General features: G+C 45.1%; 21 protein-coding genes. 6 read left to right on the forward strand and 15 right to left on the reverse strand.

Annotated features, from left to right (window positions below; translation table 11 throughout):
• Positions 1–232 precede the first annotated feature (232 nt).
• Both A3860_RS24795 and upp read right to left on the reverse strand, forming a co-directional pair.
• Positions 233–1255, reverse strand: a complete 1023-nt coding sequence (locus A3860_RS24795) for a PorP/SprF family type IX secretion system membrane protein (protein ID WP_245843617.1) — start codon at positions 1253–1255, stop codon at positions 233–235.
• A gap of 192 nt (positions 1256–1447) precedes the next feature.
• Complete coding sequence (gene upp / locus A3860_RS24800) at positions 1448–2098, reverse strand: uracil phosphoribosyltransferase (RefSeq protein WP_081151094.1); 651 nt, start codon at positions 2096–2098, stop codon at positions 1448–1450.
• Positions 2099–2219: 121 nt separating this feature from the next.
• On the opposite strand from upp, the gene A3860_RS24805 reads away from it, so the two are divergent.
• Together A3860_RS24805 and A3860_RS24810 are read left to right on the forward strand one after the other, a co-directional pair.
• Positions 2220–3293 (forward strand): anhydro-N-acetylmuramic acid kinase, encoded by a 1074-nt coding sequence (locus tag A3860_RS24805; protein WP_245843618.1) that lies wholly within the window; start codon positions 2220–2222, stop codon positions 3291–3293.
• A 91-nt stretch (positions 3294–3384) separates the two neighbouring features.
• A complete protein-coding gene (locus A3860_RS24810) occupies positions 3385–5112 on the forward strand; it encodes a M28 family peptidase (RefSeq protein WP_081151099.1) in 1728 nt (575 codons plus the stop codon).
• 79 nt (positions 5113–5191) lie between these two features.
• Here the strand turns inward: A3860_RS24810 and A3860_RS24815 are convergent, their stop codons facing one another.
• The 8 genes from A3860_RS24815 to ade form a co-directional block, all read right to left on the reverse strand.
• Positions 5192–5584: a hypothetical protein gene (locus A3860_RS24815; RefSeq protein ID WP_081151101.1), complete on the reverse strand. Its 393-nt coding sequence runs from the start codon at positions 5582–5584 to the stop codon at positions 5192–5194.
• A gap of 411 nt (positions 5585–5995) precedes the next feature.
• On the reverse strand, positions 5996–7120 hold the full coding sequence (locus A3860_RS24820; protein ID WP_081151104.1) for a T9SS type A sorting domain-containing protein: 1125 nt from the start codon (positions 7118–7120) through the stop codon (positions 5996–5998).
• 196 nt (positions 7121–7316) lie between these two features.
• On the reverse strand, positions 7317–8057 hold the full coding sequence (locus tag A3860_RS24825) for a LytR/AlgR family response regulator transcription factor (RefSeq protein WP_081151106.1): 741 nt from the start codon (positions 8055–8057) through the stop codon (positions 7317–7319).
• Between the two features lie 13 nt (positions 8058–8070).
• Positions 8071–9111: a sensor histidine kinase gene (locus A3860_RS24830; RefSeq protein WP_081151109.1), complete on the reverse strand. Its 1041-nt coding sequence runs from the start codon at positions 9109–9111 to the stop codon at positions 8071–8073.
• A gap of 25 nt (positions 9112–9136) precedes the next feature.
• A complete protein-coding gene (locus A3860_RS24835) occupies positions 9137–9496 on the reverse strand; it encodes a DUF4288 domain-containing protein (RefSeq protein WP_081151112.1) in 360 nt (119 codons plus the stop codon).
• A 37-nt stretch (positions 9497–9533) separates the two neighbouring features.
• Entirely contained in the window at positions 9534–10409 is an 876-nt protein-coding gene (locus A3860_RS24840; protein WP_081151114.1) for a LiaF transmembrane domain-containing protein, read from the reverse strand.
• 260 nt (positions 10410–10669) lie between these two features.
• The gene (locus A3860_RS24845; protein ID WP_081151117.1) at positions 10670–11383 is read right to left on the reverse strand and encodes a Crp/Fnr family transcriptional regulator; all 714 of its coding nucleotides are present in this window, start codon (positions 11381–11383) and stop codon (positions 10670–10672) included.
• 200 nt (positions 11384–11583) lie between these two features.
• On the reverse strand, positions 11584–13239 hold the full coding sequence (gene ade, locus A3860_RS24850) for an adenine deaminase (RefSeq protein ID WP_081151119.1): 1656 nt from the start codon (positions 13237–13239) through the stop codon (positions 11584–11586).
• 376 nt (positions 13240–13615) lie between these two features.
• Between ade and A3860_RS24855 the strand changes: the two genes are divergently transcribed.
• Positions 13616–14341, forward strand: coding sequence for a LolA family protein (locus A3860_RS24855; protein WP_143774248.1), 726 nt, complete (start codon positions 13616–13618; stop codon positions 14339–14341).
• 165 nt (positions 14342–14506) lie between these two features.
• A complete protein-coding gene (locus tag A3860_RS24860) occupies positions 14507–16987 on the forward strand; it encodes a TIM-barrel domain-containing protein (RefSeq protein ID WP_081151124.1) in 2481 nt (826 codons plus the stop codon).
• A gap of 367 nt (positions 16988–17354) precedes the next feature.
• On the opposite strand, the gene trmD is transcribed toward A3860_RS24860, so the two are convergent.
• Positions 17355–18110 carry a tRNA (guanosine(37)-N1)-methyltransferase TrmD gene (gene trmD / locus A3860_RS24865; protein WP_245843619.1) on the reverse strand — a complete coding sequence of 252 codons (756 nt, stop codon included), beginning with the start codon at positions 18108–18110 and terminating at the stop codon, positions 17355–17357.
• Between the two features lie 32 nt (positions 18111–18142).
• Here trmD and A3860_RS24870 point away from each other — a divergent pair, with 32 nt between their 5' ends.
• Together A3860_RS24870 and A3860_RS24875 are read left to right on the forward strand one after the other, a co-directional pair.
• Positions 18143–19705 carry a sensor histidine kinase gene (locus A3860_RS24870; RefSeq protein WP_245843620.1) on the forward strand — a complete coding sequence of 521 codons (1563 nt, stop codon included), beginning with the start codon at positions 18143–18145 and terminating at the stop codon, positions 19703–19705.
• A gap of 45 nt (positions 19706–19750) precedes the next feature.
• Entirely contained in the window at positions 19751–19984 is a 234-nt protein-coding gene (locus A3860_RS24875; protein WP_081151127.1) for a hypothetical protein, read from the forward strand.
• An 8-nt stretch (positions 19985–19992) separates the two neighbouring features.
• Here A3860_RS24875 and A3860_RS24880 read toward each other — a convergent pair whose 3' ends face one another.
• The 4 genes from A3860_RS24880 to A3860_RS24895 are packed head-to-tail and all read right to left on the reverse strand — an operon-like array spanning position 19993 to position 23829.
• Complete coding sequence (locus tag A3860_RS24880; RefSeq protein WP_081151129.1) at positions 19993–20697, reverse strand: sulfite exporter TauE/SafE family protein; 705 nt, start codon at positions 20695–20697, stop codon at positions 19993–19995.
• Positions 20698–20717: 20 nt separating this feature from the next.
• Positions 20718–21161 (reverse strand): FixH family protein, encoded by a 444-nt coding sequence (locus A3860_RS24885; RefSeq protein WP_081151132.1) that lies wholly within the window; start codon positions 21159–21161, stop codon positions 20718–20720.
• A gap of 23 nt (positions 21162–21184) precedes the next feature.
• Entirely contained in the window at positions 21185–22612 is a 1428-nt protein-coding gene (gene ccoG, locus A3860_RS24890; protein ID WP_143774249.1) for a cytochrome c oxidase accessory protein CcoG, read from the reverse strand.
• 8 nt (positions 22613–22620) lie between these two features.
• The gene (locus A3860_RS24895) at positions 22621–23829 is read right to left on the reverse strand and encodes a cbb3-type cytochrome c oxidase N-terminal domain-containing protein (RefSeq protein WP_143774250.1); all 1209 of its coding nucleotides are present in this window, start codon (positions 23827–23829) and stop codon (positions 22621–22623) included.
• Positions 23830–23838: the final 9 nt, after the last annotated feature.

A 23838-nucleotide genomic window follows, 5' to 3' on the forward strand; every position in this document is an offset into this window, starting at 1 on the left:
GGGAAATTCGGGGAATAAAAAACTTTTCTTTTCCCGTGTGAAAAAAGTTACGCCATGTAAAAAGAGGATGTATCAAAAGTAAACGAAGGACCTGAGAACCACTTAAACGGCTACCGGGCTCCATCAGGTAGCCGTTTAAAAAGAGGCTGCATCAACTTTTGATACAACCTCTGATATTTTGTCTATTGATTATACGATGTTGTTTATATAACCCTGAGCTGAGTAAAAAGGGTTAAAAGTGCGGACACGGAATGCCTTTATTCCCCGCCGGGCGTTTAATGTAGATAAGCGAGATCTCAATACCGCCACGGCTTTGTGAAGCGGTTTTCAGACTACTGATATTAACGTCATAAGACGCGCCCAGTCTGAACCCACCAAACTCAAGACCCAGGTAGGGGATCAGCGCATCGTTCACATTGTTAAAGCGCGTCCACAAACCTGCATAGAAATTAGTAGGGTTTTCCTCATCCTGGTTCATGTTGAAGCCAACAGCACCACCCGCTACCATGTTGGTAGCACCAGCCTGCCGGCTGTACAGGGTACTGAAATATATGGTACGCGTATTATTGGCCAGCGGCAACGCGCCACCAGCGTGCACGGTTACACGAGGATTCAATGTATAAAAGATATCGCCCGTAAACGACTCTTTGGGCTTGTTTATGTGATAGCCCGATACACCAAGGTAGTAGTTGTTATATCCGTCGGTTGAACCATTGAAAAGGGCGCCTACAGACATATCGAAATAGCTAAGGTTGATCTGCCGGTCGTTCACCGTTTCGCCGCTGGGGTTCGTCCAGCCGCCAAATTGGTCAAGCTCATCTTCAAAGTTCAGTTTGGTTCCATCGAGGCGCTTGGTATTATACGTACCCTGAAAGCCTACGCCGATAGAATTCAGTCCGTCTTCGTCGATGCCTTTGTGATAGCTCGTCGATACAGAGATCAGGTTAGTGGATAGAATACCGTTAGCAGTTTTATCCGTCATTGCCATTACCCCAACACCCCAGGTATCGAGTTCCGAGATCCGGTTCCGTAAAATGGGGGCATCAAAAGATGCGGTGGAAGTAACGAATGCCTTACTGATTGCGGGCCATTGGTCCCGGTAATTGCCAGCTATGCGGAAATCGCCGTTGAATTTACCGGTCAAAGCAGGGTTCAGTGTAAGGGGGGAAACAAAAAACTGTGAAAAATTGGGGTCTTGTGCTGAGGCTGTCTTCAGCAGGGTGCAAGTCAAAATTGCAATATAAAATTTCCTCATCCGCATAGGTTTCGAGTCTAATAACAAAATACGAAAAAAAACGACAAGTCGGAACTTAAACGCCGTAAGTACGTATTAAATTTTAGGGTTGTTAGTAATTGCACAAAAAAAGAAATATCTGGGATATACTTGGTTTTTATAGAAAGGGTTGGTACAAGAAAAGAAAGTTACAAATAAGTGCTAAAACACTACTTACATCTGCACTTTTGTGCCGAAGGCGAGGTCACCGGCGTCTCCCAAACCGGGAACAATGTAACCTTTGGCCGTTAGCTCCTCATCAATAGCGCCGCACCAGATCTTTACGTGTGGTTCGCTGCGTTGCACATATTCGATACCTACCGAGCAGGCAATGGCGGCAACCACGTGAATTTCGCGGGGATGGCCTTCATCGCGCAAATACTGGATGGTTTTTACCAGGGAAGAACCGGTAGCCAGCATGGGATCTGAAATGATCACCACCCGGTTTTCGAGCTCGGGGCACGAAATATAGTCGAGGCTGATCTCAAAACTGCCGTCGTGCTGGTGTTTGCGGTAAGCCGAAATAAAGGCATTGTCGGCTTTGTCGAAGTAATTCAACAAGCCCTGATGCAGTGGCAGGCCGGCCCGCAAAATGGTGGCCAGCACCGGTTGTTCTTTCAGCACCTTGGTCTGTGAAATACCCAGCGGGGTTTGCACTTCTTTTTCTTCATATACCAGCTGCCGGCTGATCTCATAGGCAGCTATTTCACCAATGCGTTCCAGATTGCGCCGGAAACGCATGCGATCAGACTGGATTTGAACATCCCGGATTTCGGCGATCCAGTCACAAACCAGGGAACATTCGTTACTGAGGTTAATAACCATTTAGATCAGTTTTGGATTTTGGGTGGCGATATATGAAATTTGACGGGCAAATCTATTCTAATTATTCTTTTTTAATACCAGAAATCTACCAACAGTTATGATATATCGGGCAATCGGCATTATGAGCGGAAGTTCTCTCGACGGTTTGGACATCGCTTTTGTTGAATTTCACGAAAGTGCCGGAAACTGGCAATACGAGATAAAAGCCGCTGATTGCTACCCATATTCCGGGGAATGGGTGAAGAAATTACGGGGCGCTATACAGCTTAATGCGCTGGATTATCAGCTTTTACATACTGAATATGGTCATTATATAGGCTCGCAGGTAAATGAGTTTATTGTTAGTAATAATTTGCAATACCAGATACAGCTGATCGCTTCCCACGGGCATACCACCTTTCATGCACCCGATCAAAAAATGACCGGCCAGGTGGGCGATGGCGCCGCTATAGCCGCCGTTACCGGTATAAATGTGGTGAGCGACCTGCGGGCGATGGATATTGCCCTGGGCGGACAGGGAGCTCCCATTGTGCCCATTGGTGAGAAGTTATTGTTGGGCAATTATACATTTTTTCTGAACCTGGGCGGAATTGCCAATATTTCCTACAATCACCCTGAAAAATATATTGCATTTGATGTTTGTCCGGCCAACCGGGTCTTGAATATGCTGGCGCAGGAAGAAGGGAAACCCTACGATGATGGCGGACAAATAGCCGCAACAGGGACAGTTAATGAGATACTGTTGAAAACGCTTGATGAGCTGGAATATTACCAACGGCCCTATCCCAAATCGCTGGCCAACGATTTTGGGACCGATGTACTATACCCGTTAGTGAAAAGAATACCGGTGGCAGATGCCCTGCGCACCATGGTAGAACATATTGCCCGACAAATAAGCAAACCGGTTGTAAACATGCTGAAAGAGCAGCCACCGGCAGTTGATAATCCCAAAATGCTGGCCACCGGCGGCGGTGCGCACAATACATTTTTGATGGAACGCCTGCAGGCCTTGCTGCAGCCCGCTGGGGTAGAGCTGGTAGTGCCTGAAAAGAATATCATTGATTACAAAGAAGCGCTCATTATGGCCCTGATAGGGGTTTTACGCTGGCGCGAAGAGAACAATGTACTGGCTTCGGTTACGGGCGCCTCGCGCAGCAGCATTGGCGGCGCCGTATGGATAGGGCAGGAGGCATAGGCCTTCTCCCTCACGATTTAACGTACCTGTTTTCCCGGAATAATTATATTTAATTTACAATACCGGCCCTACAGTAATAAAAGCCTTATTCATGAACAAATTATTCACTTTATCCTTATCGCTCCTTTTTGTAACTGCCATTGAGCCGGCCTGGGCGCAACCTGCTGCCCGGGAAAAGAAATACTTCAAAATTTTAGAAACTACCTTCAACGAACAACAGGCATACAATACCGTTTGGTTTGTTGAACAACGCTGGCGTTTGGCCGGTAACAGTGGTTTTAATGAAAGCATTTACCATGTAGAAAAAATACTGCAACAGGCCGGGTATAAAAAAGAGACCAATGGCGAAGCAACAGGCACGCTTACCTACCGCATTGAAAAAAGGCCTATGAGCCGGGTTACCTGGGAACCGGTTGATGCCAGCCTGTTTATCGTTGGTGAAAAGGAGCCGTTACTACAGTTCAGGACCAACCGAAATATGATCGCCATGTATTCGGCATCAACACCTGCTGAAGGTGTAACGGCCGAGCTGGTATATATAGGTCATGGTTCGGCAAAAGAACTGGAGGGAAAAGACCTGAATGGCAAAATTGTAATGGGCGAAGGCGGTATAGGGGGTGTTTACGGCAATGCTATAAAGAACGGAGCGGTTGGGGCGCTGGCTTATTCCATGCCCGCCTATACGCAGCCGTCAAAAAATACCAACTCCATTCAGTTCCAGGGTATCAGTTATACAGATTCCCTGACGCAGAAATGGGGCATCCTGTTGTCATGGGCGGCCAAAGAAAAACTGAAAGTGGCTTTGGCAAAGGGGCCGGTTACTGTAAAAGTGGTGGTCAATACAAAGACCTACCGGGCCGAAGAGCTTACGCTGGTGGCCAATGTTCGGGGTAAAACACGGCCCGATGAGCGTTTTGTATTCAGTGCGCATGTGCAGGAACCGGGCGCCAATGACAATGCATCTGGCGTGGGTACGCTGGCCGAAATGGCACGCACAACCGCTGCGCTGGTGCAAAAAAAGAAAGTGGTGCCACAGCGTACCATTACTTTTTTATGGGGCGATGAAATTGTTAGTACCCGGCGCTATATAGTGGATGATTCCATCAGGGCCAAAGGCATAAAATGGGGACTGAGCCTTGATATGGTGGGGGAAGATATTCAAAAGACCGGCGGCACCTTCCTGATCGAAAAAATGCCCGATCCTTCGGCTATCTGGACGCGTGGTAAGGAAAAACACACGGAGTGGGGCGGTAGTGAGTTAAAGGAATCAGATATGTTTCCACATTATTTCAATGACCTGTTATTAAACCGTTGCCTGTTTGAAGCTTCCACAACCGGTTGGGTGGTGCGCACCAATCCGTTTGAGGGTGGTAGTGATCATACGCCTTTTTTAATGGCAAAAATTCCCGGCTTGCTGATGTGGCATTTTACCGACGTTTTTTATCATACCGATGCCGACCGGTTAGATATGGTGTCGCCTATAGAAATGAAGCATGTAGCTAAAAGTGCACTGGCCACGGCATTTCTGCTTACATCGGCTGATGATAAAACCGCCACAGCGCTCGTAAAAGATATTACCCGCAATGCCCTGCAACGGTTACAAACAGAGTATGCGCTAAGCAAAGAAGCCGTACAGGCGGGTAAGGAGAAAGCAAAGGAACAACATATACTGGAGGTATGGCGCGATTGGTATATAAAAGCACTGGCTTGCGCCATCGATATTCCGGCAGGGGAGGCAGGGAGATTGGTGAAAGAAGCAATAGAAAAAGGGCAGCAGCAGGTGCAGGAACAGACCGCTAATTATATTTCGCAATTATAGGCAAAAAAGAGTCCCGATAAAATCGGGACTCTTTTTTGTGAAAACACTATTTGATAGTTGAATGACTGAACATAGTTGTTTACTGGAGTTTGTTTACTACAGTTTCTTCAACATAAGTATGGCTTCTGTTGATGATATACACTTCAGTAGTGTTATTCTTCTTTGACTTAACTGCTACATGCAATGCAGTGTCACCGAAATCTTCAGATTTCAACATGAACTTCTTGGTGATATTAGCACCTTTGAATTTATCAGTATAGATAACGTTACCGGTTTCATCACGGAAAGTTACCGTGAACTCATCCTCATCTGTGTTTGCCAGGTCCAGCTGAAATACAGGCTGGTTTTCCATGTTTCCGATGAATTTCAGTTCGGTTGTATGTTTGGTTTTACCTTCGTCGTTAGCCAGTGTTACAGTAGTGAATCCTAAGGTTAAGGCGATTAATGCGATGATAGTGATTGACTTTTTCATAGATGAAATGTTATATGTTAATTGTCTGATTACGTATTTGCCGTATGGAGTTACAATCGTGGAGGCAGGCAATTCGTAGATTTCGTGGAGTGGGCAACGTACTTTTACCAGATTTACACCCTTTGGTGTGGTTTGTTGCGTTTCGTAATGCAAACATACGGCGGCATATGCTTATCCGAAAACCAATAAAAGTCACATTTTAGGATGGGTAAGGCCCCTATAAAAAGTTAAAACCCGCTGTGGTAGCGGGTTTTACTGAAAAGTGGTCATGATCTCCAACCTGTTTTCGTGTGATTAAGTAGCCATAAAATCATAAAAAACTAACGGAGAGGGGTGATGCTGGCAAAATCTTTTTGAACATAAAAATTCGGGCGCCCATTCACCATTGACCATTCCACCCCTCACCATTATTTATTTCTTCTGCACCTTCATTTTCCGGTTACCTGCACTGATAACATATATACCCGGTTGTAACTCATTGAAGTTGATGCTAACGGTATTATTTAATGCCGGAGGCGATTGATACACCTGCTGCCCGAACAGGTTGGTAACCGTTATCTGTTCACCAGCCGTAACACCATATACCGTAACAAGTGAAGTAACTGGATTGGGATAGCATTTTAGTACAGGGATGGCTGTTAATTCAAATGGCTGAACTGTTGAATAACGCACCTCACCTGATGCGGAAAGTGTTTTCAGCCGGTAGAACGACCTGCCGGTCAATGGATTTACATCGTTAAATGTATATGCCGACGTCAGGTTGTTTTTTTGCAGGCTGCCATTGACTGGTTCCCATTTGGTGCCATTAGCCGAACGTTCAACTGTGAACGAAGCAGCTTCATCGCCATTCCAGTTCCAGGAAAGCTGGGCCGAATTGCTGGTGGCATTGGCTACAGTAAATTGAATAGATTGGGCCGATAAAAGGCTGGGGGCTAAATAATAAACGGTCATGCTGATGTAATCGATGCGTGCAGCAGGAAAGAGCCCAATATCGCCTACTATTTTGGCAGAAATGGCAATACCGAAGTTCGCGCTATTTATATCAGACGGGGTCCAGCTGGTACCCCAAAGCTCACCATTATACCCATAGGTGGTATTGGCATCACCGGTAGGCCATACGACATTTGTTTTTTCCAGGTCTGATCCGGTGATCTTCCCGTTTTTAATAATGCGCACACTGTTGTCTGTTACATAGGCAGTATTGAGTATGAAAATGGAGGAGCTTTTTTCTATGTTTACCTCAATACCGCAAATGGTAGCAGCGGTGGGAATGGAAAAACCGAAATCAGTGGCCTTCAGGGTATCTGTTTCGCCGCTAAATAACAGGGATTGGGCTGTAGCACGGCTGTTATCACTGGAAAAACAGTTTGAAGGATTGGTAAAAGAATAATCGCCTGTGGCATCGCTGACTGCAGCGCCTGGGCTATTAGGCCCCGAAGCTATACATTGGGCCTTTACAAACTGGATAGAAAAAAGAACATAGCAGAAAAAGAACATAACGGTCTTGCCCGACCGGGTTAAGGGTACTGGATACATGGTTACTGGGGTTAATGATAATTGTATTTACGCGCTCATCTTTAACCAACCTCACATTAGCGTATACTAAAAACACCGGAAGTATACAGAAGAACCAGTATGGATTAAGGAATATATATGTATTAAGGGATATGTATATTTGTTTCTAAGGGAAAGGCTTTATATGTCTATGTTACATATGTAGTTGAAAGGTGGTTTAAATACCTAGTACAGACTTCAATTTTGCATAACCGGTTTTGCTAACCGGTACCTGTGCTCCGGTTGATAATTGCGCCAGAAAGTTTTCTTTTTCATAGGGATCAATGCGGGTAACCAGTTGCACGTTCACCATATAGGAGCGGTGGATACGTACAAACTGTTGAGGATTCAATACCTTTTCAAAATGGCCCATGGTCTTGTTTTTCAGGAATGAGCCATCTTTGGTATGGATCTTTACATAATCGTCGGCAGCCTCGAGGTAATGCACTTCATCAATGGGAATGATCTTTATTTTATTACCGGTCTTGACCACTATCCGCTGGTTTTGCTGGGGACCCTGCGCCGCAGTATCAAGCAGTTCGCGGGTATTGCTGGCTGTAGTGGCCGAATCGCGTTCGGTTAACCGTTCCATGGCTTTGTTGAACCGTTCCTGGCTGAAGGGTTTTAACAGATAATCCACCGCATGGCTTTCAAATGCTTTAATGGCATATTCATCAAAGGCAGTGCAAAAAATAACGGCTGGTGGCTGTTCTATTAGTTCCAGCATTTCAAACCCATTGATTTTGGGCATTTGAATATCGAGGAATACCACATCGGGCTGGTGCTGCATAATGGCTTTAATACCTTCAAATCCATCATTACATTCCTGCACCACAGTAATTCCGGATTGTTGCAGCAAATATTCTTTTACAACCATGCGTGCCAGTGGCTCATCATCTACAATAATAGCTTTTTTCATCTAAGTATGTGTTTTAAATGGGCTGTGGAATTTTTATTACAGTGGTAAACTGGTTTTCGGTGTGTTGGGTGTTCAGGAGATCGTGCCGGGCAAACATCAAATACAAACGGCGTTGTACTGAGCTCAATCCAAATCCCGTTCCCTGTTTAGGTGATGAGGTTTCGGGGTCGAAAGGATTTTGGATGGAAACAACCAGGTAATTGTTTTCCTGAACAACGGTAATGCTTATGGTCACTTCTTCAGTTGTATCGTATAAACCAAATTTGATGGCATTCTCTACCAGGGGCTGTAACAACATGCTGGGCAATTGCAGTTTGCCGGCTGCTTCAGAACTGTTGACTGCCGTGTTCAGGCGATGGCCAAAACGCACTTTTTCTATATCAAGGTATAATTGTAAATGTTGTAATTCATCGTCCAGACTGATCCACAGGTTCTCTTCTTTTTTTAATGTGCCGCGCAGGAAATCACTCAACTGCTGGATCATTTTGCGCGCCTGCGCCGGTTGTATGGTGATCAATGCGCTGATCGAATTCAGGCTGTTGAACAAAAAATGCGGTTGTAATTGCTGACGTAATTTATACAGTTCGGCTTCACGTGCCAGTTTCTCGGCATCTGTTTTCCGGAGGTCGCTGTCTTTCTGTTCTTCGAGTGTAAAATACAGTTCGCAGATAAGGGCCATGCAACAGGTTATCAACAGGGCTATATCAAATCGGATGGGCATGAACTTGTTGAGGAACTGCAGGTATACGGTTTCTCCGGGAAAAATGTTACCCATGGCATACTTTACCAGCGCGCTCCAGATACCACATTTAACCGCGCAAATGATAATGATATAGATGTATTTTCCTTTTTTAGGAATATAATACCGGAGACTATTGGCAATGATTATAGTTATAGCTGCCAGCAATGCATTACTCACGAGACTGTCAATGACTGCAACTTTTGCAGAAAATCCCCAATCCTGCAATATCTTCACCTGCATCAGCGACCAGGTAAGCCAGGCTGCCGCAAATATTGATTTGTTCTTTAATGTACCAAGTGGTGATGATGCCACATTTAAAAATTTAATGAACGCCGGATTAAAATAACTGCAAATATTTATGCGTGTTGTTTGCTTTTATATGGGCGGCTTTTTTATGCACCAGTTCCATATACAATCCTGCATTATCGGTTTCCTGTATCCGCGAATATAATTCTGCGCCGTCGATAAGGGCCGATATTTTATACAGCTCACACACATTCACAAACTGCCAGGTAACTAATTTTTGTTGCTGGTTCAGAAACATTTCCTGCTCCTGTTCACCAATGGCCTTTGCTTTATCAAATGCCTCGTTTTCGTCAGCGGCCTGTATCAGTCGCAATTGCTCATCAAACTGGGCTGTATGGTCACCTTCGCCACAAACGATCCTGTATACTATTTTTGCCAGAAACCAGTTCATACAATAGGTAATTTTAATGGTTGGGAGAAAAGTTTTATTAAAAGCTTTTTATTTCAATGCCGCCGAAGAAAGTGGTTCCGTTCAATATAACTACTTTGTCTTCGTCATAACTGTTTTGCGGAGCGCGTTTGTCTTCAATGCCACCGAACACGGCAACCATTTCAGAACGTATTTGCCAGTGGGGCGGAATGATCAGTTTGGCACCGCCGAATATTTGTACCAGTTCAATGACTATATTTCCTTTGAAATCGGCCTGCGTTAAATTGATCTCGGCGCCGCCGAATATGGTTACAATGTCGCCGCCTTTGAAGTTTTTTGAATACACCAGTTTTTTTACATTGCCGAAGATCGTTACCGTTTCGAGCCAGTTATCACTGTTCCTTCTATCGTCTTCTCTTTGGGGGGGTATTACAGTTGGCTGGGGTTCAGTTAGGTTTTCACCGGTTGACGTTTGTACTGTATGTGGCCATTTTTCCCAGTCCTGGTTATCATATCTTTCCCTGAACCTGTCCCATTTTTCATGCCATTTGCGGTGCCGGCGTGGGGCCAACATGATGATCAGGCCTAATGCAATGATCACCACCGGCCAAATGAAATGATGTATAGGAATGGCAGGCCATATTTTGTCGAGCAGGAAAACCGCACCTACTCCTGTGATGATAATCCAACCCGGATCGCGGAAGGCATTGCCGGCGCCGGCCAGCAAGCCAAACGCAACTAATATCATGGGCCAGGTGAAAAGCCAGTCTGGAAATGGGAAACCAAATTCTTTTAACAGTAAAATGCCGCCAATGCACAGTAACAACAAACCTGCCAGTACACTGCCGCTTTTTCTCCGCCTCTTCATGAATTCTTTACTTTGGGCTTTTATAAAGGCTTTCCGCCGCTGTTCTTTTAAACTCTTGTCGCGCATCGATTAATAATTTTACACAAAGCTATCCCTGCCAGCGTCATAAGACAAGCGCCGGCCGCCAGGCAGAACCTATAAGTCGGTAAAACCGGTTGTTTTACCGGTAAAAGCTCCCTGGCCCCCTAAAGGGGGGAATAATCCCGACTAAAATCGGGACAGGTTGTGTTAGTGTGATAACCAGACGGTCCTGAGTGGAGTCGAAGGACTGTCTCCGGCACGTACCTCGCCTATGGCGGGAAGCCCGGGGATTCCAATTCCAACAGCTATTGACCATTGTTCATTGACCATTGTCCATCCCCCCGTCCGAACGGTTCATCCGGGCGGGTATCCACCTCATTGATGGTCTTTGATAGCTTGCTTCTGATGCGGCTAAGCGTTTCGAGGGTCATACCCAGGTAAGAAGCAATGAATCTAAGCGGAACCCGGTTCAGCAGATTGCTTTTGGTGGCAATAAAATGTTTGTATTTGGAAGTGGCTTCCATGAGACGGGCAATGAAAGCTCTTTCTTCTGCATCGCGGTAATATTTTTCCAATACCTTTCTTCCCACAATATTTGCTTCGGGGAAATTATCGTACAGGTATTGCAGGTCTTCCAGGTTCAGGGCCGTGAGCTCGCAATCTTCCAGCGCCTGGATGTTTTCGCGTGCCGGTTGCTGTAAGCCAAAGCTGGTAATACAGGTAACCAGTTCCTGTTCACTCGATATCCAGGTAGTGATCTCTTTTGACCCTTCTTTTATATAGCTGCGCAAAATACCTTTCCTTATGAGGTAGATGCTGTTGCACATGCCGCCTGCATTTACAAGGTATTCGCCTTTATGCAAATGACCCGAATACGTTTTTTGGTTCATGAACTCCTGAACAGTTGCACTAATAGGATATATATTCTTTACAAAAAGTGTAAAAGCTGATTCGGGAATGGACGTTTTTATTTGCCTTTGCTCCACTGCCTGCGCATTGTTTACGGTTGATGTCGACATCTTCTAAGGTTTTTTGGTTCCTGAATGGGATTTGGTTTAAACCTTTTGGGATTCAGAGGAAAGGCGGAGTTAATAGTAGTAGCAGGTGCTATTACTAAAGATAAAAAGAAAATTTCAGTTTAGTGGTAATTATAATATGATATTGGTAACCTTAACTGGGTATTTCGATCATTATTTTACTGTAAAATTGATGCTGATTATTAAAGTGTTTTCTGAACCAGTTTAAACGCATCACCATCAAAAAGACCGAGGTCGCTTAATTTCAAATGCGGAATAACCAGCAATGCCATAAAGGAAAGGGTCATAAAGGGTGCCGCCAGGGTGCTACCCTGTGATTTGGCCATGGCATCAATGGCTGTATAGGAATTGGCTACTTCGTAACCGTCTTCAGCACTCATTAACCCGGCAACGGGTAAGGGCAATACCAGGGATGCCTGTTCACTTACACAACTTACACCGCCCCGTTCTGCTATAACCAGGTTAACTGCCTTACACAGACTTTCATCGTCAACACCCACCGCCACAATATTATGGCTGTCATGTGCAACGGAAGATGCAATGGCGCCCTGCTTCAATCCCGTATTCTTAATAAACGCCAATGCCACTACCGCATTGGTATAGCGGTTCACCACGGCTATTTTCAGGATATCCCTTTCCGTATCACTCACCATATAGCCATCGCTGGTTGCAGGTGGCAATAACAGTTTATTGGTGATCAGTTGTCCATCGAGCGCCTCAATGACTGGTATAGTGGTTTGGCCATTCCAGGGCAGCAGGAAGTCGGCCACTTTTTTAGGACTGCAATTGAAATTATTGATGAGTCCCGAAGTTTGAGAGGCTATGCGCGAATGACCGTCTTCGGCCACCAGTTCACCGTTGATATAGGTTTGCAGCACGTTGAACTGTTGCAGGTCGCTGGTGACAATAAAATCGGCGTCATCGCCGGTGCGCAGCAGCCCAACCGGTAGTTTGTAATGTAACACCGGGTTCACGCATGCGGCCTGTAATACGCTGAACACATCTATACCTTTGGCCACCGCCCGGGCGCAAAGCTGGTTAATATGACCGGCTACCAGGCTATCGGGGTGTTTATCATCACTGCCAAACATGATCTGTTGCGGATAGTCGTTCAGCAAATCGATCAGGGCTTCAAAATTGCGGGCAGCGCTTCCTTCGCGGATAATGATCTTCATGCCATACTGCAGTTTATCCAGGGCTTCCTCGCGGGTAAAACATTCGTGATCGGTGCTGATGGTCACTTTTCCCGGTTCACCGGCTTCAATGTACTTCCGGGCCTCATCACCCCGCAAGCCCGGGGCATGCCCATCAATGGGTTTGCCTGCCTGCCGGGCTGCCTGTATCTTTTGCATTACCGCCGGGTCTTTGTACAGCACCCCGGGGAAATTCATCATTTCGCTTAAGTAAGGTATTTCTTCTTTTTGTAACAGGGTGGCTACTTCTTCTGCATCGAGGGTGGCGCCTGCGGTCTCATAAACGGTAGCTGGTACACAACTGGGCGCTCCAAAGAAGAATTTGAATGGAACGGTGCGCCCGTTTTCAATCATGTATTCAACCCCCTTCATACCGCAAACATTGGCAATTTCATGCGGATCGCTGATGGTGGCAACGGTGCCATGTACTACTGCCAGCCGGGCAAACTGGCGGGGCACCAGCATGGAGCTCTCAATATGTACGTGACTGTCAATAAAACCGGGGAGAATAAAGCGCTTCGGTTCCAACCCTTCTTCTTCTAAAGGCGTTATGGATGCTATTTTCCCGTTCACAACGGTCACTTCAGCCGGATATATTTTTTTCTGCCATGTGTCTACGAGATTGCCTTTTATAGAATAGTTCATGCATTTTCGTTTGAAGTGGACCTATATCTGATTCCGACAAGCTGAAGTTAGAAGTACGAGGTAATTGCTGATTTTGAGATTTGGCGATTTGGGGATTTGCTTTGGTTTTGACATTTTCCATAAATCTTAAAATCTCTAAATTCCGAAATCTAAAAATCCTGACTTACTTCGGTTTTTCCAGGCACAATATTAATTTAAAAAGATATTGGCTCTTTGTAATATTTTAACAGGACAACCCACTAATTTTATAAATTCTCCCAACCGGGAAGCCGCCCGCCTGCCCGAATACGTTCATTCAGGCGGAAATGACCATTCGGATGGGTTAACTAAAAGGCCGATTTATAAAACCATTTTACCAATCAAAAAAGTTCAAAAAATGAGATCCCTGCGAGTAGTTTTGATGGCAGCCAGTATGCTGTCAGTAGTTTCATTACATGCACAAACCGCCGACGAAATCATCAATAAGCATATTGAGGCATTGGGTGGCAAAGAGAAACTGGCGTCTATTAAAACCGTTTATACAGAATATGAAATGGAAATTCCGGGTATGGGAGCTGCTCCCGGTAAAACCTGGCTGGTAAATGGGAAGGCCTATAAAAATGAAGTAGAATTGGCCGGTCAGAAAATAATTCAGTGTTTTACTGATAAAAGCGCCTGGGGGCTAAATCCGATGATGGGACAGGCTACTCCGACAGAGATGCCCGCTGAGCAGGCAAAAGTTGGGATGGGACAACTTGATCCCGGCGGCCCCCTGTTCAATTACGCTGCCAAAGGCACTACCGTTGACCTGGTGGGAAAGGAAGCGCTTAATGGCAAAGATGCCTTCAAGCTGAAATTAAAAACCAAGGAAGGAGTGGAAAGCCTGATATGGATTGACCCTACCACGTATTACATTCTGCAAAGCTCAGTTAAAGTAAGTGGAGGTGGTATGGATGTGGAAACAAACCTGACCTTTTCTGACTACAAGAAAACAGATTATGGTAATGTAATACCTTCCAAAACCGAAATAAACATGCAGGGTGTTGCTTTAAACCTTACCAACAAGAAAACGGAGATCAATAAAGAAATTGATATGAAGTTGTTCGAAATGCCGAAGCAATAAGTTTTAACATTTCCTGAACACATTCTTTTTGCAGCCACGGATACCATCGTTGCGCCCGCAGCACCGGTATCCGTGGTTTTTTTATGTCAACCCGTGTCGATGCAGCCTGCAAATAAGTTTGCCGGTAACGGTTGTTTTTTTAATTTGATGCCTTAATCAGGCAATATGGCAATCATCCAAAGAAGTATTTGCAGCATAATTTTATTGGTTGTTTTCGCAACGGTGCATGCCCAGCAGGCGATCATCAATACGGTAGGAAAAGATCCCTTCGTTGGCAAAACCACCGAAGTGGTGTTTAAGGCCAAAGAAGGCATCTGGACCTTTCATGGGTTTAACAATGCCGTTATTAAAACCACGTACAAACCGTATGATTACAGCAAAACCGAACAGGTATCTGATGCCGTTATTGCCAAACCGCCGGTGGTGAATACAAAGATCACAAACGCGATTTCGCAAACCGTGGAATGGGAAAACCTTACCAGCGTGGTGGTGCAACGCGATAAACTGTATTATAAAACCGGGAAAGAAGTAAAAGTAAAATCAGCCACTTATTTTACGCAGGGCGATACCCGGGGTTTCCGGTTTCAGTTGTTCGACAATGAACAGATCTTTGGCGGCGGCGAACGGGCATTGCCCATGAACCGGCGTGGTTACCGCCTCAATTTATATAACAGTTCATCTTATGGGTATGGACTGGGCGCTGAGAACCTTAATTTTTCCGTGCCGGTATTTATTTCTTCAGCCGGTTATGCATTGTTTTTTGATAATCCTTCCAAAGGATATGTTGATATTGGCCTAACCGATAAGAATATCCTTGAAGCCGGTTTTACCAGTGGCGAGCTCACTTACTATGTTGTATTCGGAAAAAACCTTGATGAGATCCTGAACAATTATACCGCCATCACAGGCCGCCAGCCATTGCCGCCCCGTTGGGTGTTCGGCAATTTTGTATCGCGTTTTGGCTATCAAAGCGAGGAACAGGTAAAGCAGGTTGTTGGTAAAATGAAACAGGACCGTTTTCCTATGGATGCGCTGGTGTTCGACCTCTTCTGGTTTGGCGATAATATCAAAGGCACCCTGGGAAATCTCGATTGGGTGAATACCCAAAAATGGCCCAATGCCAAACAAATGCTCACTGATCTCAAAACAAACAACAATTTGAAATCGGTACTCATCACCGAGCCTTATATTTTACAGAATACAAAAACATATACCGAGGCTACCCCTTTTATGGCAACCGGCGCCGATGGCAGTCCAATGATGATACCGGACCTTTATTTTGGGACCGGCGGACTGATTGATATTTTCCGCAAACAATCGCAGGACTGGATCTGGAAGTATTATAAAAAGCAGATCGTTACCAATGGGGTAAACGGCTGGTGGCTCGATTTGGCAGAACCGGAAAAACATCCTGCCGGTATGATGCATAACCTGAAAGATTATGGCGTTAACCGTCCCATGGCCGCCGATGAAGTGCATAATGTGTACGCACATTACTTCAGTAAAATGTTCTTTGAAAAATATTTGTATGAACAGGGCGATCAGCGGTTGGTGCTGTTGAACCGGTCGGGATTTGCCGGCAGCCAACGGTACGCGATTCTTCCCTGGACAGGCGATGTGGCCCGCAGCTGGAGCGGTTTGAAATCACAGCCATTGGTTTTACTGGGTATGAGCCTGAGTGGATTGCCTTACATTCATTCTGATGCCGGTGGCTTTGCTGCGGCAGAACAGGCCGACCCCGAGCTGTATACGCGCTGGTTGCAGTTTGCTGCATTCACGCCCGTGTTTCGCCCGCATGGCACTGCCCTGGAAGATTATGATAAAAGTGTAAAAAGCATTCCTTCAGAACCCTGCTTTGTTGAGGAACCTTATAAAAGCATCGTACGCAAGTATATCAATCTTCGTTACCAGTTGTTGCCTTATAATTATTCATTGGTGTACGATCAGGCAGTGTTGGGGAAACCATTGATGCGACCCCTGTATTATTACAATTTTGCAGACAGCGTTGCTTTAAAGGCCGATGAGGAATTTATGTGGGGCGATGGTTTGCTGGTAGCGCCGGTAATCAGCCAGGGTGCAACAGCCCGCATGATGTACCTGCCTGCAGGCAAATGGTACAGCCTGACTAACAATTCGGTTACAGATGGCGGTAAATTCATTAACCAGCCGGCTGATATAAAACAAATACCGGTATTTGTAAAAGAAGGCAGCTTTGTTCCTATGTGGATCACAAAGGATACCATTAAATCAACTGAAACATACAATTCAAAAGACGTTACCATCAGGTATTACCCGTCGGCCAATGCCACTACCTATGTTTGGTACGATGATGATGGCACCACGCCGCGTACTTTGGAAAAAGCCGATTATGAACTGGTGACATTCAAAGGGGTTACTGCGGGTAATAAAGTAGCCATCGATATCACTACCAATAATCCCAATCAATACGGCAAGAAATTCAAACGCAAATTCAATATTGAATTGCCGGTTGGTATTGCTGCCGGTCAGGCACTGGTTAATGGTAAACCTGTAGATGCTGCCAATGGAGGAAAACAAACCGACCCGTTTCAACAACTTTCCAATGATTTTATAACAGTGGAGTTTACTGGTAAACCCTTAAACGTAGTGATCACTACCGGTAAATAAAAAACGGGATAAGAAGAATAAGAAATGAGAAAGAGGCGGTGTGCAAAAAATTAATATTCCTAAAATAATTGATAGTCAGCATCAGAAGCAAACGGGTTAATTACGGTGCGTAAATCTCCTATATAAATAAATTCACTTTGGCACACGGCGTGCTTTTATATAGGCGTAAATCCACCCTTATGAAAAAGACGATCGTCCTTACACTCGTTATGCAGTTGGTAATTTACCTGCTTATTTTTTTGATAGCATAGTTTACTATCCTGTTACTTACAGCGGTTTGGTCTTTTGGCCGGACCGCTTTTTTTTGTCCTTCCCCTAACCCTTCCGACACGTGGGGAGGTTCAGGGAAATTTTGTTTGCGTAGCGATTAATGTTTATCTAATAAATCAGGTCTTCTTTCTTTGGTGCGTTGCAAGGATTGTTCATAGCGCCAATCCTCCACTTTTTTAGGATCGCCGCTCAGCAAAATATCAGGCACCTTCCAGCCCCTGAAATCGGCCGGCCGGGTATAAACGGGTGGCGCCAGCAAATTATCCTGGAAAGAATCGGTGAGGGCCGAGGTTTCATCATTTAATACGCCCGGTAATAAACGGCCCACGGCATCCACTACGATGGCGGCAGCCAGTTCGCCACCACTTAATACAAAATCACCTATTGAAATTTCCCGGGTAACAAAATGTTGCCTGATGCGGTCGTCGATTCCCTTATAATGACCGCAAATGATGATCAAATTTTCTTTCAGCGATAGCTGATTGGCTATCGACTGGTTGAACCGCTCTCCATCGGGGGTCATAAAAATAATTTCATCATATTTCCGTTCTTTCGACAACGTTTCAATGGCATTGGCCAGCGGTTCGCACATCATGACCATGCCGGCGCCGCCACCGTATTGATAGTCATCAACCTGTCCGTATTCGTTCACAGCCCATTGCCGCAAATGGTGCACCTGCACCTGCAGCAGGCCTTTGTCGCGGGCTCTTTTCATAATGGAATGAGAAAGCGGGCTTTCGAGCAATTCGGGTAAAACGGTGATAATGTCAATACGCATGGCACAAAGATAATATGGAACAGAAGAATATCGCCTGTTGAATTTTTCGGGCGTTTGCAGGGCTAAATGCAACATTATCTGTAATTTGTTACCGATTTTGTAAGCATATGTTTAAAGAGAAACCTTTTAATGTTTTGTTGTTTTGTTCGGTGGTCACTTTGAGTACTGCCGTATTGCAATACCTGTATCCCCAGTTCAGTTTTCTGGATGGCGGCCTTATTACCGCAATTCTGCTTACTATTTTTTTACAAAAGGATCTATATACTAAAATATTCGGGTTTGTTTCCCTTGCGCTCATTGTTGTTTCTGCATTTTACCCGCATGAAGGCATGGGCCGGCAACAGGTGATCATGCAGCATTTATTCAGCGGCATTATTGCCCTGCTCACCATGATCTCGGTGCTGTACGTAAAAAAACTGTACGGCTCCAGCGAATCGGATAAACAACAGGTGACGGCTTTGTTTGAACATGCTACCGAGGGCATTATCCTTACCAATCAACGCGGGGAAATTGTTCTCATTAACCCGGCCGCACTCAATATGTTCCAATACAAAAAAGATGAGTTGCTGGGCAAGTCAATTGAGGTGTTGATACCAGGGCGCTTTACCAATCATATAAAGTACCGGGAAGGGTTTTACAAGGCGCCGTCGAACCGGTCGATGGGGCATGGCCGCGACCTGTTTGCCCGCCAGAAAGATGGGGGCGAACTGCCGGTTGAAGTGAGTTTAAGTTTTTACAAACAGAAAGACCAATTCTATGTGATCGCTTTTGTAGTTGATATAACGCAGCGTAAGGAAAGTGAACGCCGGCTTATTGAGCAAAAAGAACAATTGGAAAAAGTATCGGCCGATATCCGCAAGCTGAATGCCGAGCTCGAGAACAAGGTAGAAGAGCGTACGCTGATCCTGAAAGAGGCGTTGCAGGAACTGGAGAAGTCACAGCAGGACCTGAACGAAGCCCTGAATAAAGAAAAGGAGTTGAACGAGATCAAATCGCGGTTTGTGTCAACGGCTTCCCACGAATTCCGTACACCGCTCAGCACGGTATTGTCATCAGCCGCTTTGTTATCGAAGTATGTAAAAACAGAAGAGCAGGATAAACGGGAACGGCACATCAGGCGCATAAAAGATTCGGTAAAACACCTCAACGATCTGTTGGAAGATTTTCTGTCATTAGGGAAACTGGAAGAAGGAAAAGTTCAGGTAAAACCCGAATCGATCGATGTAAAAGATTTCCTCGATGAGGTGGCTGAAGAAATGAAGGCCATTGCCAAAGCGGGCCAGCAAATACAGGTTGAACTGAATGGCGACGGGCAGTTCAATACCGATAAAAAATTATTAAAGAACATTCTCATTAACTTACTCAGTAACGCCGTTAAATTCTCTCCCGATGACGGCTGTATTAATTTAAAGGCCCTCAATGCCAATAACCAGATGGTGATCTCGGTAAAAGACCAGGGCATCGGTATTTCAGAAGAAGATCAGGAGCATTTGTTCAGCAGCTTCTTCAGGGGTAAGAATGCTATAAATATCCAGGGAACCGGTTTGGGATTGCATATTGTTAAAGGCTATGTGGAGCTGTTGCAGGGGCAGGTGAGGCTGCAAAGCGCCCTGGGTGAAGGAACAACCATTACCATTGAATTGCCTGCTATGACAGGTATTGAACCGTAACCATCCGGGAAAATTGGCGTAACTTAAGAGTACAATCTTTTGTTTATGTTACGAAGTCCCGTCTTTGCTACAACCTTTGTTACACTTTATCTGGTAATTTATACAGTATTGTTTCGTACAGGTGCTTCTGCAGCCGTTCTTACGATTATGTTTGCTGCTTCTCCGTTTTTGGTAATATGGATGGCGATAACAATCATGAAATATGGGAAATATCCGGGTCGCGAATTGGGTGATAATGAAGAATGGGGATATCAGGATGTGAATAGCAATGAGCTTTAGTAGCCTTTTCAATGACAGCTAATAACCGGTTGGGGCGCATCGGCCAGTACCGGGCTCACAAATGGAATGCCCAGGTTCAATCCTCTTAAGATAAGTAATACGGCCATTCCGGCAATTATAAATGGCACTGCTTTCCGCATTTGTTGCCGCAGTGATAATTTAATGTGAACGCCAAAGAAAGATAAGATGAGCATGGCCGGCAGGGTGCCGGTTCCAAATGAAGCCATAAACAGGATACTTTCTCCAATACCGGTCGTAGTTAGGGAACCAGCAATGGCCAGGTAAACCAGCCCGCAGGGTAGCAGTCCGTTGGCCATACCTAATAACAAATAATGATGCACCTGTTTTGATTGCAATAACCGCCCCATCAGGTGTTGGATGCTGCCATTAAATTTTCGTAACCAGGCGGGGCTGAACGGGCGGTTCAAAATATAATACCCGAAAGCAAATAACAAGATCACACTACCCATTACAATAGAAAACCATTGCTGAAAACCGGCGATATATATTCCCCTTCCCAACCAGCCAAATAAACCACCTAATAAGGAATAGGTGATCACCCGGCCCAGGTTATACAACAATACGGCAAACCCCTGTTGCATTTTTTGTAAATGATGAACCGGTAAGGCCAGCGCCAACGGGCCGCACATGCCTACGCAGTGAAAACTGCTTACCAGTCCTAATAATATTCCTGCTATTGATGCCTGCCACATGGAGCCGTGAATAATAGTTTTTAATGAATGGTTACCGGCACTTCAGTATAATATTGTACGCCACTGCTTTCCCAACCGATCTTGGCGGTATACCTGCCGGAGATGAATGAGCGGCTGTCAATGGTTTGCGCACCGTTGCCATCTATTTGCAACGGTATTTTTTTATCTTTTTGCGAATTGTCAATGCTGTAGAATAATATATTGCCGGTAATTGTTTTTTGCTGCATCTCATTGGGCAGCTGCACAGTGAGCTTATCATTTTTTTGCGTTATGGTGGTATGGCTGCTGAGCTGGTTAGCCCGGCTGGTACCATCTATCACCTGCTGGTATTGCAGTTCTTCCTTGTAGTATTCTTTCGATACCAGGTCGTAGCGGGTATTCATACTTTGAACAACCAGGTAAACGATCATTGAGGCAAAAGCTACAAAGCCGATGGTTAATTTATGTCCCCAGTTTAATGTCATGATTGTTTGTTTTAATAGTGAACTTACTCTGCTACCGGTCCCAGAAAATTGGTGCTGATCACATCAACCCGTTCATTTCCGTTATACAGGCCAATTTTGATCGGTAATTTTCTTTCATGAATGATATTCGCCGGTAATACCACAAAGAAAGTACCGGCGCCCTGTCCTTCTTCTTTAACGGTAATATAATTATGTTCGCCAATGATCTGTATCTGGCCACTAACGCCTTCCAGCTTCAGTTTTAACGGAATGCTACTGATCGTTTTATTGGCCACTTTAATATTGTACAGGTTGCTTACACTATCTGTTCCTCTTTGCTGATACAACATACCCGGCGTACGCATGATGGTGGCATCAACATCCTTACGGGTAAATAGCAATAAGCCCAGCAGAATAACCAGAATACTTAACAACACCGTATACAATTTCATACGGCCGGTATATTTCAGCGGTTCCCGGTTCTCGATGCCATTTTCAGAAGCATACCTGATCAATCCCAGCGGTTTATTGATCCTTTCCATGATGGTATCACAGGCATCTATACAGGCGGTGCAACCAACACATTCCATTTGCGTGCCATTGCGAATATCAATACCGGTTGGACAAACCTTTACGCATTGCATGCAATCGATGCAATCGCCATGATCTTCCGTTACCTTTTTTGTGTACTTGCCCCGCGGCTCACCGCGTTTATAGTCATAGGCAACGATCATGGAGTTGCGATCTAACAGCACGCCCTGCAGGCGGCCGTAAGGACATACAACCGTACAGGCCTGTTCCCTGAAAAAGGCATACACAGCATAAAATATTCCTGAAAAGATCAGAATAGAAAACAAACCGCCTACATGCTCATGTACCGGTTCGGTAATTATTTTACCCAGTGCTTTTACGCCTATGATATAGGCCAGGAAGGTATTGGCGATGATGAACGAGAACAGATAGAATACCACATGTTTGGTAGTCTTTTTGAATAGTTTTTTCCCGGTCCAGGGGGCTTTTGCCAGTAAACGTTGTTCGGCCGCATTGCCTTCAATGAAGTATTCTATTTTTCGAAAGAACATTTCCATGAAGATGGTTTGCGGACAAACCCAGCCACAGAACAGCCGGCCAAATGCGGCGGTGAACAAAACAATGAATACAATAAAAGTGATCATGGCCAGGCCAAAGATGAAGAAATCCTGCGGCCAGAACACTTTACCAAAGATGATAAAATGAGCTTCAGTTACATCGAACAGGAACAAAGGCCGGCCGTGCACATAAATAAATGGTAAGGAAAAGAAAAGGATAAAGAAGAACCAGCTTATATAGGTTCTTGCAGCATACCATTTCCCCTTTGGTTTTTGCGCAAAGATCCATTTCCGTTTGCCCGATTCATCAACCGTAGCGATGCGGTCGCGGAACGATTCGTTCTTTTCTATTGACACGGGGGCGCTATTTGTTCCTGTTTCCAATGATTGATCTATTTATTCGTGACTACAGCCGCTTTACTGGCAGCCGAATCAGTTTTATTATTGCTATTATCTTCTTTATACAACTCACCCTGCTGTGCTTTGGCATTGGGCGGGTTACTGCCATGTATTGATTTAATATAGCTGGCAACATGGGCTATTTGTACGGGCGACAGATCGTCTTTCCAGCTGCGCATACCTTTTTCGGGCCAGCCATATTTAATGGTTTTGAAAACATCTTTAATACCCCCGCCATGTAACCAGTAATCATCAGTTAAGTTGGGACCTACAATTCCTTCACCGGCTTTGCCATGACAGGCAGCGCAGTTTTGGGTAAATACTTTTTGACCATCGGTAATATCTGCGGCATCGGTTAACAGCTTTACGGTATTTTCATCTACGTTATTGGCACTTTTTTTCAGGTATTCGGCCTTTTGTTCTTCAGCCTGTGTCATGGCTATCTGCAGTTCTTCCCCGCTCAACGGCGCTGAATGTGAAACGTGGTAGCGCCACAGATAGATCACTGCAAAAAGGATAGATGCATAAAACCCATACAACCACCAGGGTGGCAAGCGGTTATCCAGCTCCCTGATGCCATCGTATTCATGCCCCAGGTCCATTTCTGCTTCCTGTTCAACCGGTTTGAATTTGTTTAATTTGGCCCAGATGGTAACACGTGGTTTTTGTACAGTGGCTGCGTTTGAGGCTAATTGTTGTTTAAGTTTTTCTTTTGCCAGGAAAGTGCGCAACTGATACAGGAGGGCAAGCAACACAAGGAGTTCAATGCCAATAACGCCTACTATAGCATAAAAAGCAGTAGCCGATAAACTGCCAAACGAAGTGGCGGTTTGTACTGCTGTGGTAGCTGGTGCATCGGCATTCTGTGCAAAAACAGGCGCCGCAAACAACAACAATGCAATGGTCGTTACTATTACAGTAGTGGAAGCGCCGGCCTTTTGCTGCTCGCGTTCTTTTTCCCTTTGATAATAAAAACTGGCAGCGCCTAACACCACATGGGCCAGTAACCCAATGGCCAGTAACAGAATGAGCATAATGATGACCATGAGTATTACAAACGGATCGTCAATCGATGATGGTTTGCCTGGCTGCCCGTCACCCGCTGCAAAAGCAGCAGGTGTTGCGCATATCAGGGCAGCCCCTATCATCATTGCTTTCCACAATTGATTGCTGATTTTTCTATACCAAAAAATACCGGGCATATAGTAATG

Source organism: Niastella vici (genome assembly GCF_002077945.1).
Taxonomy (GTDB): Bacteria; Bacteroidota; Bacteroidia; order Chitinophagales; family Chitinophagaceae; genus Niastella; species Niastella vici.